This is a genomic window from Paraliobacillus sp. JSM ZJ581, from assembly GCF_044383835.1.
In the GTDB taxonomy this organism is placed as follows: Bacteria; Bacillota; Bacilli; order Bacillales; family Amphibacillaceae; genus Paraliobacillus.
The window spans coordinates 41,255-56,700 of record NZ_JBISEP010000018.1 but is presented as its reverse complement, the minus strand read 5'-3'; the positions used below and the strand labels follow the sequence as shown (position 1 = coordinate 56,700).

Annotated in this window: 25 protein-coding genes; all 25 read right to left on the bottom strand. The window is 36.8% G+C overall.

Annotated elements, in window-relative coordinates:
- Positions 1–886 precede the first annotated feature (886 nt).
- The 25 genes from ACH6CY_RS10750 to rplX all read right to left on the bottom strand — a co-directional run bounded on the left by ACH6CY_RS10750 (position 887) and on the right by rplX (position 15,360).
- Positions 887–1,051, bottom strand: a complete 165-nt coding sequence (locus ACH6CY_RS10750) for a hypothetical protein (protein ID WP_374067334.1) — start codon at positions 1,049–1,051, stop codon at positions 887–889.
- Positions 1,052–1,485: 434 nt separating this feature from the next.
- Positions 1,486–1,878: a 30S ribosomal protein S9 gene (rpsI, locus tag ACH6CY_RS10745; protein ID WP_374067333.1), complete on the bottom strand. Its 393-nt coding sequence runs from the start codon at positions 1,876–1,878 to the stop codon at positions 1,486–1,488.
- Between the two features lie 21 nt (positions 1,879–1,899).
- The gene (gene rplM / locus ACH6CY_RS10740; RefSeq protein ID WP_374067332.1) at positions 1,900–2,337 is read right to left on the bottom strand and encodes a 50S ribosomal protein L13; all 438 of its coding nucleotides are present in this window, start codon (positions 2,335–2,337) and stop codon (positions 1,900–1,902) included.
- Between the two features lie 226 nt (positions 2,338–2,563).
- On the bottom strand, positions 2,564–3,304 hold the full coding sequence (truA, locus tag ACH6CY_RS10735) for a tRNA pseudouridine(38-40) synthase TruA (protein WP_374067331.1): 741 nt from the start codon (positions 3,302–3,304) through the stop codon (positions 2,564–2,566).
- Positions 3,305–3,319: 15 nt separating this feature from the next.
- Positions 3,320–4,117, bottom strand: coding sequence for an energy-coupling factor transporter transmembrane component T family protein (locus tag ACH6CY_RS10730; protein WP_374067330.1), 798 nt, complete (start codon positions 4,115–4,117; stop codon positions 3,320–3,322).
- Positions 4,110–4,982, bottom strand: a complete 873-nt coding sequence (locus ACH6CY_RS10725; RefSeq protein WP_374067329.1) for an energy-coupling factor ABC transporter ATP-binding protein — start codon at positions 4,980–4,982, stop codon at positions 4,110–4,112. The genes ACH6CY_RS10730 and ACH6CY_RS10725 overlap by 8 nt, the downstream gene beginning before the upstream one ends.
- Positions 4,958–5,797: an energy-coupling factor ABC transporter ATP-binding protein gene (locus tag ACH6CY_RS10720; RefSeq protein WP_374067328.1), complete on the bottom strand. Its 840-nt coding sequence runs from the start codon at positions 5,795–5,797 to the stop codon at positions 4,958–4,960. The genes ACH6CY_RS10725 and ACH6CY_RS10720 overlap by 25 nt, the downstream gene beginning before the upstream one ends.
- A 349-nt stretch (positions 5,798–6,146) precedes the next feature.
- Positions 6,147–6,500, bottom strand: coding sequence for a 50S ribosomal protein L17 (gene rplQ, locus ACH6CY_RS10715; RefSeq protein ID WP_374067327.1), 354 nt, complete (start codon positions 6,498–6,500; stop codon positions 6,147–6,149).
- 46 nt (positions 6,501–6,546) lie between these two features.
- Complete coding sequence (locus ACH6CY_RS10710; protein WP_374067326.1) at positions 6,547–7,491, bottom strand: DNA-directed RNA polymerase subunit alpha; 945 nt, start codon at positions 7,489–7,491, stop codon at positions 6,547–6,549.
- 236 nt (positions 7,492–7,727) lie between these two features.
- Complete coding sequence (rpsK, locus tag ACH6CY_RS10705; RefSeq protein ID WP_374067325.1) at positions 7,728–8,117, bottom strand: 30S ribosomal protein S11; 390 nt, start codon at positions 8,115–8,117, stop codon at positions 7,728–7,730.
- A gap of 25 nt (positions 8,118–8,142) precedes the next feature.
- On the bottom strand, positions 8,143–8,508 hold the full coding sequence (gene rpsM / locus ACH6CY_RS10700; RefSeq protein WP_374067324.1) for a 30S ribosomal protein S13: 366 nt from the start codon (positions 8,506–8,508) through the stop codon (positions 8,143–8,145).
- Positions 8,509–8,532: 24 nt separating this feature from the next.
- On the bottom strand, positions 8,533–8,646 hold the full coding sequence (gene rpmJ, locus ACH6CY_RS10695) for a 50S ribosomal protein L36 (protein ID WP_058000145.1): 114 nt from the start codon (positions 8,644–8,646) through the stop codon (positions 8,533–8,535).
- A 33-nt stretch (positions 8,647–8,679) separates the two neighbouring features.
- Positions 8,680–8,898: a translation initiation factor IF-1 gene (gene infA / locus ACH6CY_RS10690; RefSeq protein ID WP_182201167.1), complete on the bottom strand. Its 219-nt coding sequence runs from the start codon at positions 8,896–8,898 to the stop codon at positions 8,680–8,682.
- On the bottom strand, positions 8,876–9,211 hold the full coding sequence (locus tag ACH6CY_RS10685) for an RNA-binding protein (RefSeq protein WP_374067323.1): 336 nt from the start codon (positions 9,209–9,211) through the stop codon (positions 8,876–8,878). The genes infA and ACH6CY_RS10685 overlap by 23 nt, the downstream gene beginning before the upstream one ends.
- A 460-nt stretch (positions 9,212–9,671) precedes the next feature.
- Positions 9,672–10,322, bottom strand: coding sequence for an adenylate kinase (locus ACH6CY_RS10680; protein WP_374067322.1), 651 nt, complete (start codon positions 10,320–10,322; stop codon positions 9,672–9,674).
- A gap of 50 nt (positions 10,323–10,372) precedes the next feature.
- Positions 10,373–11,668 (bottom strand): preprotein translocase subunit SecY, encoded by a 1,296-nt coding sequence (gene secY, locus ACH6CY_RS10675; protein ID WP_374067321.1) that lies wholly within the window; start codon positions 11,666–11,668, stop codon positions 10,373–10,375.
- Positions 11,668–12,105, bottom strand: coding sequence for a 50S ribosomal protein L15 (gene rplO, locus ACH6CY_RS10670; RefSeq protein WP_374067320.1), 438 nt, complete (start codon positions 12,103–12,105; stop codon positions 11,668–11,670). Before rplO ends, secY begins: the two co-directional genes overlap by 1 nt.
- 28 nt (positions 12,106–12,133) lie before the next feature.
- Positions 12,134–12,316, bottom strand: coding sequence for a 50S ribosomal protein L30 (gene rpmD / locus ACH6CY_RS10665; RefSeq protein ID WP_374067319.1), 183 nt, complete (start codon positions 12,314–12,316; stop codon positions 12,134–12,136).
- 13 nt (positions 12,317–12,329) lie between these two features.
- Positions 12,330–12,833: a 30S ribosomal protein S5 gene (gene rpsE / locus ACH6CY_RS10660; RefSeq protein WP_182201173.1), complete on the bottom strand. Its 504-nt coding sequence runs from the start codon at positions 12,831–12,833 to the stop codon at positions 12,330–12,332.
- A gap of 21 nt (positions 12,834–12,854) precedes the next feature.
- A complete protein-coding gene (rplR, locus tag ACH6CY_RS10655; RefSeq protein WP_374067318.1) occupies positions 12,855–13,217 on the bottom strand; it encodes a 50S ribosomal protein L18 in 363 nt (120 codons plus the stop codon).
- A gap of 50 nt (positions 13,218–13,267) precedes the next feature.
- Complete coding sequence (gene rplF, locus ACH6CY_RS10650) at positions 13,268–13,804, bottom strand: 50S ribosomal protein L6 (protein WP_374067317.1); 537 nt, start codon at positions 13,802–13,804, stop codon at positions 13,268–13,270.
- A 33-nt stretch (positions 13,805–13,837) separates the two neighbouring features.
- Complete coding sequence (gene rpsH, locus ACH6CY_RS10645; RefSeq protein WP_374067316.1) at positions 13,838–14,236, bottom strand: 30S ribosomal protein S8; 399 nt, start codon at positions 14,234–14,236, stop codon at positions 13,838–13,840.
- Between the two features lie 29 nt (positions 14,237–14,265).
- The gene (rpsN, locus tag ACH6CY_RS10640; RefSeq protein WP_090776246.1) at positions 14,266–14,451 is read right to left on the bottom strand and encodes a 30S ribosomal protein S14; all 186 of its coding nucleotides are present in this window, start codon (positions 14,449–14,451) and stop codon (positions 14,266–14,268) included.
- Positions 14,452–14,481: 30 nt separating this feature from the next.
- Positions 14,482–15,021 carry a 50S ribosomal protein L5 gene (rplE, locus tag ACH6CY_RS10635; RefSeq protein WP_374067315.1) on the bottom strand — a complete coding sequence of 180 codons (540 nt, stop codon included), beginning with the start codon at positions 15,019–15,021 and terminating at the stop codon, positions 14,482–14,484.
- A 27-nt stretch (positions 15,022–15,048) separates the two neighbouring features.
- On the bottom strand, positions 15,049–15,360 hold the full coding sequence (gene rplX / locus ACH6CY_RS10630) for a 50S ribosomal protein L24 (protein WP_374067314.1): 312 nt from the start codon (positions 15,358–15,360) through the stop codon (positions 15,049–15,051).
- Positions 15,361–15,446: the final 86 nt, after the last annotated feature.

The window sequence follows — 15,446 nt, the reverse complement described above, 5'->3', positions numbered from 1 at the left end:
AATATTTCACAAACTACTCCTTCCTTAAACGGGTGAATCTCCAACAGAGTGAATAGTACTATAAAGCATTTATGTGATTTTTGGGTGAGAACCAAAGTTGTCATCTATAAAATTATAGCGTCACCTTTTAATAAATACCAACTACACAGCTGTAAAAACAATAAGTTATTATTCATAATTAAAGTAATGCGGTACTTGATTAGAAATTTTCCAACTTTACTGCGCTTACTTCTCCATTAAATGGGTAAACCATATTGTTTTCTATTGTTTTTACTTATATATATTTTAAGTGCTTTTATAGATAAAAAAATTAAATATACAAAAATCACCAATACAATAGATGTTACTATCAAGCTTACAATCAAATTCATCATTGCACCCTACTCCAAGAAGGTGATGTCACTGCATATACATCTCCTCAATATGTAGTTACAGTCGCTTGACTATACATAGTAGTATAAGAAGGTAAAATAGATGAATATTTTTTTGTTCTATCGATTCTAGTTTTATTTAAATTGCTTGTTTTTGACATACTAACACTACCTTTATACACACGCCCTACCCTACAGTTGGATATTTACCACTCCAACCTACAATTCCATAAGCAGAGCGATGTGTTGCTAATGAAGCTTTTTTTGAAGAAGCTGGATAGTCTAGTTAAAGTTAAATTACCTCTAAAGGTAGATGTTCCAGCAAAAAATGCTATATATTGATACATTCTACCAATCAATTTTACTTTAGTTCCATATTTACTTCTGGTTACTGAAACATACTTAGAACTACTATCAGCACGTGGTTGAATACCTGAACTATTATTAGAATTTTTAGCTTGATTTAATAAAAATACAGTATCTTCTTCAGATAAAATATCTCCTTCACTATATTTTTAAAATACAGAAATTTTTATTTCATTCTTTTCTTCATAAGACATAGAATTATATAATTCTTCATCCTCAGAGTCTAAATCTTTAGAAGCTTCTATTAAGGTCATATCACTATTAGCCTCAGCATTTGAATGTATAGGTATAAAGACAAAACCAAAAATTAACACAAAAATTTTTTGTTCATTTAAAACATTCTTAAAATTATATATACAATTTTCTAATCAAATATTATTTACAAGAATATCATCTCTCTATATTTTTACATGGAAATTAATATAAATTAAGTATAAGAATAAGAACAGAATAAGTCAATTAAATTTTGGTAAAATATTTTAAATTTTGGTAACAAGTATTTAGTTACCATTTTACTTGTAGGCTGTCATTGCCTACCCTATTCTGTTTATGACAAACTATATTACAAAAGTAATATAGGAATCTAATCAAGTTACTGAGGAGGCGAAGAGAAGACAGTTGAAATGTTTCAGAGATACATGAATTTTACCTCAGGGTATTCAAAGGACATTCAATTCTCATTTTTACACAAAAAAGCCCTCTCTGCTTTATAAAACAAAGAGGGCAAACACTTGATATATAAGGTTTATTAACGTTTTGAGAACTGAGGAGCTCTACGCGCGCCTTTAAGACCGTATTTTTTACGTTCTTTAGCACGAGCGTCACGAGTCAAGAATCCTGCACGCTTAAGCACTGTGCGGTATTCTGGATCAGCTTCTAATAATGCACGAGCAACGCCGTGACGAATTGCACCAGCTTGTCCAGTGAATCCTCCACCATCAACGTTTACTAATACATCATAACTACCTTCTGTTTCTGTTGCTACTAAAGGTTGCTTAATAATTGTACGAAGTGTTTCATATGGGAAGTAATCTTCCGCATCACGTTTATTTACAATGATACGTCCAGTTCCAGGAACTAAACGTACACGAGCAGTTGATTTTTTACGGCGTCCGGTACCGTAGTATTGTACTTGTGCCACTATTCGTTACCTCCTTTTAAATTAGCCACGAAGTTCGTATGCTTCTGGTTTTTGTGCTTGATGATTGTGTTCAGGTCCTCTAAATACATGTAATTTTTTACCCATTTTACGGCCAAGGCTACCTTTTGGAAGCATACCTTTAACAGTTAATTCAAGCATTTGCTCAGGGTATTTTGTACGCATTTCATCTGCTGTACGAGATTTTAATCCACCTGGGTGGTTAGAGTGACGGTAGTATAGTTTGTCATTTAACTTGTTACCAGTTAACTCGATTTTTTCCGCATTGATAATGATCACATGATCACCAGTATCCACATGCGGTGTGTACGTTGGTTTATGCTTGCCACGAAGAATAGCAGCTACTTCACTAGATAAACGACCTAGCGTTTGGCCTTCTGCATCAACTACAAGCCATTTACGTTCAATGTTTGCTTCATTCGCCATGAAAGTTGTGCGCATGATTCTTTAACCTCCTGTATATGAAAATTCACCTAATATCTTACGTTTCATTCGCTATTTCTAGCTTCATTTGCTTTTATATTCTACACAATTAACTTTCCGGGGCCAATCGTGGTATATAAATAAAATGCCATAGATCATCATACATCAAGTCACGTCTAATGTCAATAGCGATTCACCTGGATGCGTTGTTTTTCTTGAAAAAAAGCATGTTTTCACCTTATCATTAATTATAAGTAACGGCTACTAAAAATAGTCCTTGTGGTGGGGCAGTTTTACCTGCCGTTGCCCGATCTTTGCTATTTATTATTTCTTTCATTTCTGCCGGTTTTCGATTGCCTTTTCCTATTTCTATTAAGGTACCAACCAAAATGCGAACCATATTATAAAGAAAACCACTACCTTCAAACGTAAAGATATATTGGTCTTTCATCTGTTCGCAAGTAGCTCGGTAAATCGTTCTTACTTTTGTACCTTTCACTCCATTATTAGCTGCACAAAATGCTGTAAAGTCATGCTCTCCTTCAATCATCGTACATGCTTGTTGCATCGCATTCAGATCAAGCGATTCTCTAACTAGATAACTATAGTTCCGTTGAAAAACGTGATTGTCTTCCTTGTTTGATACATAATATTGATATGTTTTTGCTTTTGCATCAAACCGAGCGTGAAAATCATCAGACACGTGGTGAACAGACTTGATCCGAATATCATTTGGCAGGACAGCATTCAATGCTTTTTTCCAATTGGCCTCAGGAATGGCAAGATTCGTATCAAAGTGAAACGTCTGACCGTTCGCATGAACACCCGAATCTGTCCGTCCAGAGGCTGTAATTTGTATTTTCTGTCCTTTATGAATCTTTGATAATGCCTGTTCAACCTTTTCTTGAATTGTCATGGCGTTTGGTTGGATTTGATACCCAGCATAAGCTGTGCCATCATAACTTACTATCGCACACATGCGCATAATCTTTTATCTCCTTTATGATCGTAAGAAGAATAATATAATAATTACTAGGGCGAATACAATAAATGAAAAAACATCTATTTTTGCGATCTTTAATTCCCTTAACTTAGTACGACCTTCTCCACCTTGATAACCTCTTGCTTCCATCGCCATCGCTAACTCTTCTGCTCGTTTAAAAGCACTAACAAATAACGGAACGAGCAATGGAACAATCGCTTTAATCCTTTCTTTCAAAGGTCCAGTTTTGAAATCGACACCACGTGATGCTTGCGCTTTTGATATCTTTTCTGTTTCTTGCATTAACGTCGGAATAAAACGCAAAGAAATAGACATCATTAATGCTAGTTCATGAACTGGAAACTTAATTTTCTTCAATGGTTGCAACAAGCTTTCAATTGCATCCGTAATTTCAATCGGGGTAGTTGTCAATGTCAATAAAGATGTCACTAATATTAATAAAAAGAATCGAAAGGAAATAGCGACTCCTTGTTTAATTGCACCAGAGTATATGGAAAATGAAAAAAACTCAACTAACACTTGCCCTTCTTTTGTTACAATTAAATGGAGAAGAAATGTAAAAATAATTAAAAACCATACAGGTGTTAAACCTTTTAAAATAAAAGTTAATTTAATCCTTGTAGATAGAGCGGTACCAATTGCAAATATAGTAAGCCACGCATAGCTAGGAGCTGAATTAGCAAAAAAAACAAAAATAACAAAAAAGAGTATGACCATTATTTTGGTGCGTGGATCTAGCCGATGAATCAACGAATTACTCGGTATATATTGGCCAATCAAAATAGAGTTACTCATGTTCACCAGCACCTTTCAATAACATATTCAATTCAGCAGCTAATTCGGAAATCGTTTGTCCTTTATAAGGAAGCGAGATATGAAAGGTCTCTTCTATTCTACGTAAAAATTGAATGATTTCTGGTAAATCTAATTGGACCGCTTGTAACCTTTCTTTTTGTGTAAAAACTTTCGTTGGCACACCTTCCATGTATTTCGTACCGTGATCCATAATAATGACATGGTCTGCATAATGAAGCGCATCTTCCATGCTATGGGTTACTAAAACCGTTGTTAACCCTTTCTTTTGATGAAGCTGATGGAACATATCCATGATCTGTTTTTGTCCCTTTGGATCTAAACCTGCTGTAGGTTCATCAAGTACTAATACAGAAGGGTCCATAGCTAGTACACCAGCAATTGCAACTCGACGCATTTGTCCACCACTCAAATCAAACGGGGATCGCTCTAGCATATCTGTCGATAATCGAACAGCATCCATTACTTCTGGTATTCTCTTGTCAATTTCATGGGCAGGAACACCAAAATTACTTGGACCAAAGCGAATATCTTTTTCTACTGTTTCATCAAATAATTGATGTTCTGGATACTGAAATACTACCCCAACATGCTTTCGTAATGCTTTCATGTCTTTTGGCTTCTCATTAGCTGTCAGTTTATACTCACCTATTTGCACTTCTCCAGACGTGGGGCGTAGCAAACCATTTAAATGCTGAATTAAAGTTGATTTCCCTGAACCAGTATGTCCAACAACCGCAACAAAAGAACCTGAAGGAATATTAAATGAAAGGTCAATTAATGCACGATGTTCAAAAGGTGTATTTGGTTGATACGTATAGTTTACATTCTTGAATGATATGTCCATAATCCTTTTATTAACTCCTCCTGGTTTAATGGCTGTTTTTGTAAAGTCACTTGGTTCTTGTATAATTCATTTGCTAATTTAGCAACAAAAGGTATGTCCAAGCCAATCTCTTGTAGTAGTTCCTCTTTTTGAAATACCTCTCTTGGATTAGCTTCTAGCCATACTTCTCCTTTATTCATAACAATTACTTGATCTGCTTGTGTTATTTCATTCAAGTCATGAGTAATTGATATAAGTGAAATCCCTTGTTGGTGTCTGACTTTGTTAACGGTTTGCATAATTTCTTTTCTACCTTTTGGATCTAGCATTGCTGTGGCCTCATCAAGTATAATTACTTGTGGAGAAACAGCTAACACCCCAGCAATTGCCACACGCTGTTTCTGCCCTCCAGATAATCGATGTGGTTCGTGAAGTTGATAGTCCCACATAGACACAGCCTGCAAGCTATCCTTTATTCTAGCAATCATTTCTTGTCGCTCTATCCCTCTATTTTCCAGTCCGAAAGCAACGTCATCTCGAACCGTCGTCCCAACAAATTGATTATCAGGATTTTGAAAAACCATGCCAATTGATTTCCTTACGTCCCAAATCGTCTCTTCTGTTACAGTTAGTCCATTAACAATGATTTCTCCTTTTACAGGGAATAATAGTCCGTTCATCAGCTTTGCTATGGTTGATTTTCCAGATCCGTTATGTCCGATAATGGCCACCCATTGATTAGCACGTATACGAAAGCTTACGTTGTTCAACACCCATGGCTGGTCTTCGCTATAACGAAATGAAACATTTCGAAATTCTATGTATGCGTCTTTCATCTATATATTCCTCCAAAACAACAATATATTTCCCCGGAAATAATTATATATTGTCGGGACATGTAATATATCTATTTCACAGTACCATTTATCCTTAAATACAGCCCTACTTCTAATTGATTATTTTATCATAGTTTCAACTTGTTTAAATAGCTCATTTAATGTTTTTAGGTAAAGTTAATGGTTTTATTTTATATTGAAATATTTTTCTAATGAATCGTTTGGCTCAGAAAGATAATGTGAACGACTTTTGAGTACAAGTAGCCTTATTTAAACATAAAACAAAAAGGGCTTCGATTCACCCCTTAAAGAGATTCTGTCTAAGCCCCGATCTTCATATATTAAACTTTTATACTAACTCAATAACTGCCATTTTTGCACCGTCACCGCGACGTGGTCCTAATTTCAACACACGTGTATAACCGCCTTGGCGCTCTTCATAACGACTAGCTATATCTGAGAATAGCTTTTGTACTGCATCTTCATTTTCTGCAGTCTCTACATTGTATAAATACGCTGCTGCTTGACGACGTGCATGAATGTCACCACGTTTGCCTAACGTGATCATTTTATCCACAACAGAACGAAGATCCTTGGCCTTTGCTTCAGTTGTTTCTAAACGTTCATGAATAATCAAGTCAGTAGCAAGGTTTCGAAGTAGTGCTAAACGCGCATCTGTCGTACGACCTAGTTTTCTAGCCATCGATTATCCCTCCCTTTTCCGGAATATCTCAAGATGTTTCGTATGATTAGTCTTCTTTTCGTAAGCCTAAGCCTAAATCCTCTAGTTTATGTTTCACTTCTTCTAGTGATTTACGTCCTAGATTACGAACCTTCATCATATCTTCTTCAGATTTATTTGCAAGCTCTTGTACCGTGTTAATCCCTGCCCGTTTTAAACAGTTATAAGAACGTACGGATAAATCAAGCTCTTCGATTGTCATTTCAAGTACTTTTTCTTTTTGATCTTCTTCTTTTTCAATCATGATTTCTGCATTTTGTGCCTCATCTGTTAAACTAACAAAAATGTTCAAGTGTTCAGTATAGATTTTAGCACCTAATGATACTGCTTCCTCTGGACGTATGCTTCCATCAGTCCAAACATCCAACGTTAGCTTATCAAAATTTGTGATTTGTCCTACACGAGTGTTTTCCACTTGATACGTAACACGTGATACTGGGGTGAAGATCGAATCAACAGGAATAACACCGATTGGTTGATCATCATGATTGTTAGCATCGGCTGGACGATATCCACGTCCACGTTCAGCAGTCATTTTAATATGCAGTGCTGCATTATTTCCTAATGTAGCAATATGAAGATCCGGATTTAGAATTTCCACATCACTATCATACGTAATATCCGCAGCAGTGACAACTCCTTCACCCTGTACGTCTATTTCTAAAGTTTTCTCTTCTTCAGAGTAAATTTTCAGAGCTAGTTTCTTTAGGTTAAGAATAATTGTTGTCACGTCTTCTATAACGCCATCAATTGTCGAAAATTCATGTAATGCGCCATCAATTTGCACGGATGTTACAGCAGCACCAGGAAGTGAGGATAATAGAATACGACGTAAGGAGTTTCCTAGTGTAGTTCCATATCCACGTTCTAGTGGTTCTACGACGAATTTTCCAAATGTAGCATCATCACTGATTTCTACCGTTTCAATCTTTGGCTTTTCAATTTCGATCATTAACAAAACCCTCCTTCAAACGTCGAAACCTCGGCTAGACTATGTCGCCTAACCGAAATTCCTCATGTAGGCAGTTCCCGCTTCTGCACTAAGTTCATTCGTATACTTCAAATCTGTCTCAAGCAATGGTGATTTTTCAGTATGATATTACATCATCAGTTTAAATCGTTCATTATAAGTTTACGGCATCATCAATCATTATAGACAGTCTGACAAATTCTATACGGATAAGTTAATTATACACGACGACGTTTCGGTGGGCGACAACCATTGTGAGGAACTGGTGTTACATCAACAATGGCAGTAACATCAATACCAACTGCTTGTAGTGAACGGATTGCCGCTTCACGTCCAGCGCCTGGTCCTTTAACTGTTACTTCTAACGTTTTTATTCCATGTTCTTGCGCAGCTTTTGCAGCCGCTTCAGCAGCCATTTGTGCAGCAAATGGAGTTGATTTACGTGAACCTTTAAAGCCTAGTGCACCAGCACTGCTCCAGCTGATCGCGTTACCTTGAACATCTGTAATCGTAACGATTGTGTTGTTAAAAGTAGAACGAATATGTGCTATGCCAGTGTCTATATTCTTTTTGACACGTTTTTTACGCGTATTTGTTTTACGAGCCATTAGCTTTACGAACCTCCTTTAGTACTTATTTCTTTTTATTAGCCATTGTTTTACGTGGGCCTTTACGAGTACGAGAGTTATTCTTTGTTTTTTGTCCACGAACTGGTAGACCTCTACGGTGACGAAGACCTCTATATGATCCAATTTCAATTAGACGTTTAATGTTTAGAGAAACTTCACGACGAAGATCTCCTTCTACTGTACGATTGTCAACTGCAGTACGAATTTTTGCTAATTCATCTTCAGTCAAGTCACGAACACGAGTATCTTCTGAAACACCAGCTTCTGCTAAAACTTCTTTTGCAGCAGACTTACCAATGCCGTAGATATAAGTTAAAGAAATTACTATACGTTTTTCACGTGGAATATCAATACCTGCAATACGTGCCATACGTGTTGTGCACCTCCTTATTGATTAACCTTGTTTTTGTTTATGCTTAGGGTTTTCGCAGATTATCATAACTTTACCTTTACGACGAATAACCTTACATTTTTCGCATATTGGTTTTACAGATGGTCTTACCTTCATCATCCATACCTCCTCTTGTATCGGAGTTTATCATTATTTATAACGGTACGTAATACGTCCTCTTGTTAAATCATATGGAGAAAGTTCAACCGTTACCTTATCTCCTGGTAGAATTCGAATATAGTGCATACGAATCTTACCAGAAACATGAGCTAAAACGGTGTGACCATTCTCTAATTCAACTTTAAACATTGCATTCGGTAATGTGTCAGTAACAGTACCTTCTACTTCAATTGCATCGTCTTTCGCCATCGAGTTGATCTCCCTTCTTCAAATCAGTCACTACTTCATTGACAAATTTTGATATAGCAAAACGCAGCTTACCATTTGTAACGCGACCAGTTTCTAGAAGGCTTTTTTGAACCTCGGGAGAAATAAAGTTTATCGGCAGAACATGATTTAAATTCTTCTTTTTCGGTCGATCATACTTTCGTTTCTCTCCGTCAGCAAGTAAAGCAAAGCGATCATCAACTATACCAATTACAATAGCATATTGACCAGCTTCTCGCCCTTGTAAAATTTGAACAACTTGACCTATCTGGGGATACGAATCCGCATCATTCAAACATGATCACCTTCACTTACCGATTTGCTAATAATAACAAATCCTATTATTGTTCTAAAATATATTGAAAACAAACATATATTCTACCATGTTTTGTGACTACCGTCCAATTATCCGCAAAAGCTGTTATCTGACATATCCCGCTTGTAACCATGAAAATAAGTATTTATCCATGATTAAATTACTATGTGTAATTTAAAAGTAAACATATGTTTATTTCTATTTACACAGCTTGTAATCATTAGATGCGATATATTGGAAAGGCGGGCACCTGGTTTTGCTTGATTTGAAAATGAAATAACATTATTCACTATTAGTATATGCATTTCACGTGTGAATTAAATCGTAACGTGCTTTTATAACAGTTAATAAGTTATTTATACATTAATTGGTATTCATGTGCAAACACACAGAAGTGGCGTCATGTCATTAATCTTTCTATCGTATTTGCACAAATTACCTACACTAACGTTTGAAGCTTTTGATCAATATCTTCAAAAACCTTGTTAATATCTTGTGAGCCATTAATGGAGACAAGGTATCCTTTGTCATGATAAAAGTCTAACATTGGTTTAGTTTGTGTCACATTTACTTCTAGACGTCTTGCAACTGTTTGCTCAGAATCATCTTCTCGTTGTATTAGCTGTGTACCATCATTATCACAAACACCTGCTTCTTTTGGTGGGTTGAATATGACATGATAGGTTGCACCACATACTGGACAAATACGACGACCTGTCAAACGCTCCATTAATTGTTCTTGCGGAACATCAACATGTAAGACGAAATCTAATGAACGTTGCATATCCTGAAGTAGGTTTTCTAAAGACTCAGCTTGTGCTATCGTTCTTGGAAAACCGTCTAGTAAAAATCCATTCTTGCAATCATTCTTACTCAAACGTTCACGTACAATTCCAATGGTTACTTCATCAGGAACTAATTCTCCCTGATCCATAAATGCCTTTGCTTGTTTACCGAGATCTGTTCCTTCTTTAATTGCTAATCGAAACATATCTCCAGTTGAAATATGAGGGATCTGATATTTTTCTACTATCTTTTCAGCCTGTGTGCCTTTTCCTGCACCAGGAAGACCCATTAGAATTAAATTCACTTCAATTCCCCTCGCTCTCATCCGTGTTTAATATAATGATTAAGCACGAACTATTTAATAAATCCTTTATAGTGTCGTTTCACTAGTTGGCTTTCCAATTGTTTCATCGTTTGCAATGCAACACCGACTACAATTAACAAGCTAGTACCGCCAATTTGTATTGATTGTGGTAAATTAGCTATACTTCCTAGAACCAATGGTAGAACAGCTACTGCTGCTAGAAAAATAGAGCCCACAAAAGTTAAGCGATACATCACACGTGTAAGATACGTTTCTGTTTTTTGTCCAGGACGTATCCCAGGAATATAGCCACCTTGCTTCTTAAGATTTTCAGCCATTTGCTCAGGATTAACCTGGACAAATGTGTAAAAATAGGTAAATGCAATAATTAACGCTACGTATATGACCATGCCAATTGGCTGTGTGTAATCAAAAATTGCTTCAATGGTGCTTGCAACTTTTCCATCGAAAAAGCTAGCAATTGTTCTTGGTGCCATAATAAATGATACAGCGAAAATGACTGGTATAACACCGGCTGCATTCACTTTTAGTGGAAGGTGAGTGGAGTGACCACCTACTGGAGAGCGATTGACTAAACGCTTGGCATATTGAATTGGTATTTTACGTAGAGCTTGTTGGATATATATAACACCAACGACAACTGCAAGTACTACCAAGACAATTAGAGAAACAATAACAATATTAATGAATAAATCATCGCCGGTATTTCCACCGAAATATTGCTCAAGTAATTGATTAACGCCATTTGGTATCGCAGCAACGATACCAGCAAAAATGATAATAGATATACCATTACCAACTCCATGTGCGGTAATTTGTTCTCCAAGCCACATTAGAAAAGCTGTTCCACTTGTTAATACAATTGCAATGACAATATACTTTCCAATACCAGGACTAGAAATTAATTGACCTCCTGCCATAGCATTAAAACCAATTGACATAGCAATTGCTTGAATAAAGGCAAGAACAATGGTTGCGTATCTAGTGAACTGCGCTAGTTTACGTCGACCAACTTCCCCTTGCTTCTTCCATTCGGTAAATTTTGGCACAACGTCCATTTGCAATAATTGCATAATGATAGAAGCGGTAATGTATGGCATGATCCCCATTGCAAAAATGGAAAAATTCTGTAATGCCCCGCCTCCAAAAGTGTTTAAGAAACCAAAAACGCTTTGTTGATCGTCCATAAAACTGATCACGTCTCGGTTAGAAAAGGGAACAGGAATAAACGTCCCTAACCGAAAAACAATCAGCATTAATAATGTGAAAACAATTTTGCTTCTGATATCCTTTACACGCACAAAATTGGAGATTGTACGGAACATTAAATCACCTCTATTTTACCGCCCGCTGCTTCTATTGCTTCTTTAGCTGAAGCAGAGAACTTGTGAGCTTTTACAGTAAATTTCTTTTCAATATTACCATTTCCAAGAACTTTAATGCCGGCTTTTAACTTGCTAACTAATCCTGTTTCAAGTAAAAGCTCAGGTGTTATTTCTGTACCTTCTTCAAATTTATTTAACGTGTCTAGATTAACGATCGCAAATTCCTTGCGGTGAATATTCGTAAATCCACGTTTTGGTAATCGTTGGAATAATGGCATTTGTCCACCTTCAAACCCTGGACGAACGCCTCCACCTGAACGAGAATTTTGTCCTTTATGACCACGTCCTGATGTTTTTCCGTTACCGGAGGACATTCCACGACCTACACGATTTCGCTTTTTACGAGCTTGTGATGGCTCCAATTCATGAAGTTTCATGCGAGCACCTCCTCTTTGCGCTAATGTTTTATACTTCTTTAACCGCTACTAAATGTGATACTTTATTTAACATGCCTCTAACCGCAGGCGTATCTTCACGGACTACAGATTGATGGATTTTCTTTAACCCTAATGTTTGAACCGTTGCTTTTTGCACTTCAGATCTGCCGATGACACTGCGCGTGAGGGTAATTTCTAACTTTTTAGCCATGTGATTTCCCTCCTTATCCTAACAGTTCTTCTACTGATTTGCCACGTAATTTCGCTACATCTTCTGCACGTTTTAAACCCGCAAGACCACTGATTGTTGCACGAACCATGTTGATTGGTGTGTTTGAGCCTAATGATTTAGATAAAATATCTCCTACACCTGCAAGTTCTAGTACCGCACGAACTGGTCCACCTGAGATAACTCCAGTACCTTCTGCTGCTGGCTTCATTAGAATGCTTCCTGCACCAAATTCTCCAATCGTTTCGTGTGGAATAGTTGTACCTACAATTGGTACAGTAACCAAGTTTTTCTTCGCATCATCAATGGCTTTTTTAATCGCTTCAGGTACTTCTTGTGCTTTACCTGTACCAAAACCAACGTGACCATTTTTATCACCAACAACAACTAATGCTGCAAAGCGAAAACGACGTCCACCTTTTACTACTTTTGCTACACGATTAATTGTTACTACGCGTTCTTCTAAATCTAATTTGTTTGGATCAATATTAGTACGCAATCTATGTCCCTCCTTTTACAATTAAAATTCAAGACCTGCCTCACGGGCAGCATCTGCTAAAGCTTTCACACGTCCGTGATATAGATATCCTCCACGGTCGAACACCACGTTTTTGTGGCCTTTCTCTATTGCGCGAGAAGCGATAAGTTCTCCAACCTTTTCCGCTGCTTCAACGTTTCCAGTTGCATCTAGACTAAAATCTTTATCTACAGTTGACGCACTTACTAGTGTTACACTAGCAACATCATCAATTAATTGTGCATAAATATGCTTGTTAGAACGATATACGTTTAAACGAGGGCGTTCTGCCGTTCCGAAAAGCGTTCTACGCACACGACGATGTCTTTTTTTACGTACGACATTTTTGTCTGGCTTTGTGATCATCTAGGTCACTCCTTTCTGTTACCTAACTAACCTATCTCGGTTACTTAACCTTACTTAGCTGTTTTACCTTCTTTACGACGTACATATTCATCTTCATAACGAATACCTTTACCTTTATATGGTTCAGGCGGACGAATAGCACGAATGTTTGCAGAAATTGCTCCAACTAATTCTTTGTCGATACCTTTTACAACGATACGAGTGTTTGAAGGTACTTCAATTTCGATACCATCTTCTTCGTCGATCTCTACCGGGTGAGAATATCCAGCATTAACTACGACTTTCTTACCTTGTTTTTGAGCACGGTAACCTACACCTTGGATTTCAAGAGCTTTTTCAAAACCTTTATGCACTCCTTCAACCATGTTGTTGATTAGGCTACGTGTTGTGCCATGCAATGCACGATGTTCTTTATGATCGCTTGGTCTTGCAACTGTTACTGTATTATTTTCGATCGTAATTGTCATATCTTCATGAAGTTGACGAGTTAATTCACCCTTAGGTCCTTTTACAGTGATTTTGTTGTTATCATTTTTGATTTCAACACCTTCAGGGATTTCAATAATCTTTAAACCTATACGAGACATCTATTGTGCACCTCCTATCTTGTTAAATGTTTATTACCAAACGTATGCTAGCACTTCGCCGCCAATAGCTTGCTCACGCGCTTCTTTATCTGATAGTACACCTTTTGAAGTAGAAACGATTGCAATTCCTAATCCATTTAATACTTTAGGAATTTCATCCGCTTTAGCGTAAACACGCAATCCTGGTTTACTAATACGCTTTAGTCCAGAAATAACACGTTCTTCGTTTGTACCATATTTTAAGAAAATACGAAGTACACCTTGTTTATTATCTTCAATGTATTCATAATCACGAACAAAGCCCTCACGTTTAAGAATATCTGCAACATCTGCCTTTAGCTTTGATGCAGGAAGCTCTAACTTCTCATGGCGAACCATGTTTGCGTTACGAATACGTGTTAACATATCTGCAATTGGATCTGTCATAACCATTAAATATTACCTCCTTCCCTGATCGGGGTTTACCAGCTTGCTTTTTTGACACCAGGAATTTGACCTTTATAGGCAAGTTCACGGAAACAAATACGGCAAAGTTTGAATTTACGAATTACAGAGTGTGGACGTCCACAACGCTCACAACGTGTATATTCTTGTACTTTATACTTTGGTGTGCGTTTTTGTTTCGCAATCATTGATTTTTTAGCCACTATTTTCCCTCCTTGTATTAGCTTTATAGCTTATTTTTGGAAAGGCATGCCAAGTTTGGATAATAATTCACGAGCTTCTTCATCACTGTTAGCAGTTGTAACAATAACAATATCCATACCGCGAACTTTATTTACTTGATCATAATTTATTTCTGGGAAAATCAATTGTTCTTTCACACCTAGTGTGTAATTTCCTCTTCCATCAAAAGCTTTCTTTGAGATACCACGAAAATCACGTACACGTGGAAGTGATACATCAATAAGCTTTTGCAAGAATTCATACATTCGTTCACCGCGAAGGGTTACTTTTGCCCCTATTGGCATTCCCTCACGTAAACGAAAGCCAGCAATTGATTTTTTAGCTTTTGTTATTAAAGGTTGTTGACCTGAGATAAGCGCTAATTCTTCTACTGCACTATCCAATGCTTTTGAATTTTGCACTGCATCACCAACACCCATGTTAATTACGATTTTTTCAACTTTTGGTACTTGCATTACTGAATCATAGTTGAATTTTTCAACCAATGATGAAACGATGTTGTTTTGATATCTTTCCTTTAGTTCGTTCATCGAGTAGCCCTCCTTTCACAGCACAAATTATTTATCTAACGCTTCACCGGATTTTTTAGCGATACGAACTTTATTTCCACCACGTTCTTCATATCCTACACGAGTTGGCTCACCGGATTTCGGATCAATCGGTAATACATTAGAAACATGAATTGGTGCTTCTTGTTCAATAATTCCGCCTTGCGGATTGTCTTGAGAAGGTTTTGCGTGTTTTTTCACCATATTAACACCTTCTACAAGCACTCGATCTTTTTTAGGAAAAGCAACTAAAATCGTACCTTGCTTACCTTTATCTTTACCAGAGATTACCTGTACTTTATCACCTTTTTTTACATGCATGCTAAACGCACCTCCTTACAAGGCTTATCATTACGATCTTTTTCAACATTAAAATCAGATAGGTTGATTTATTATCTACTAATTCA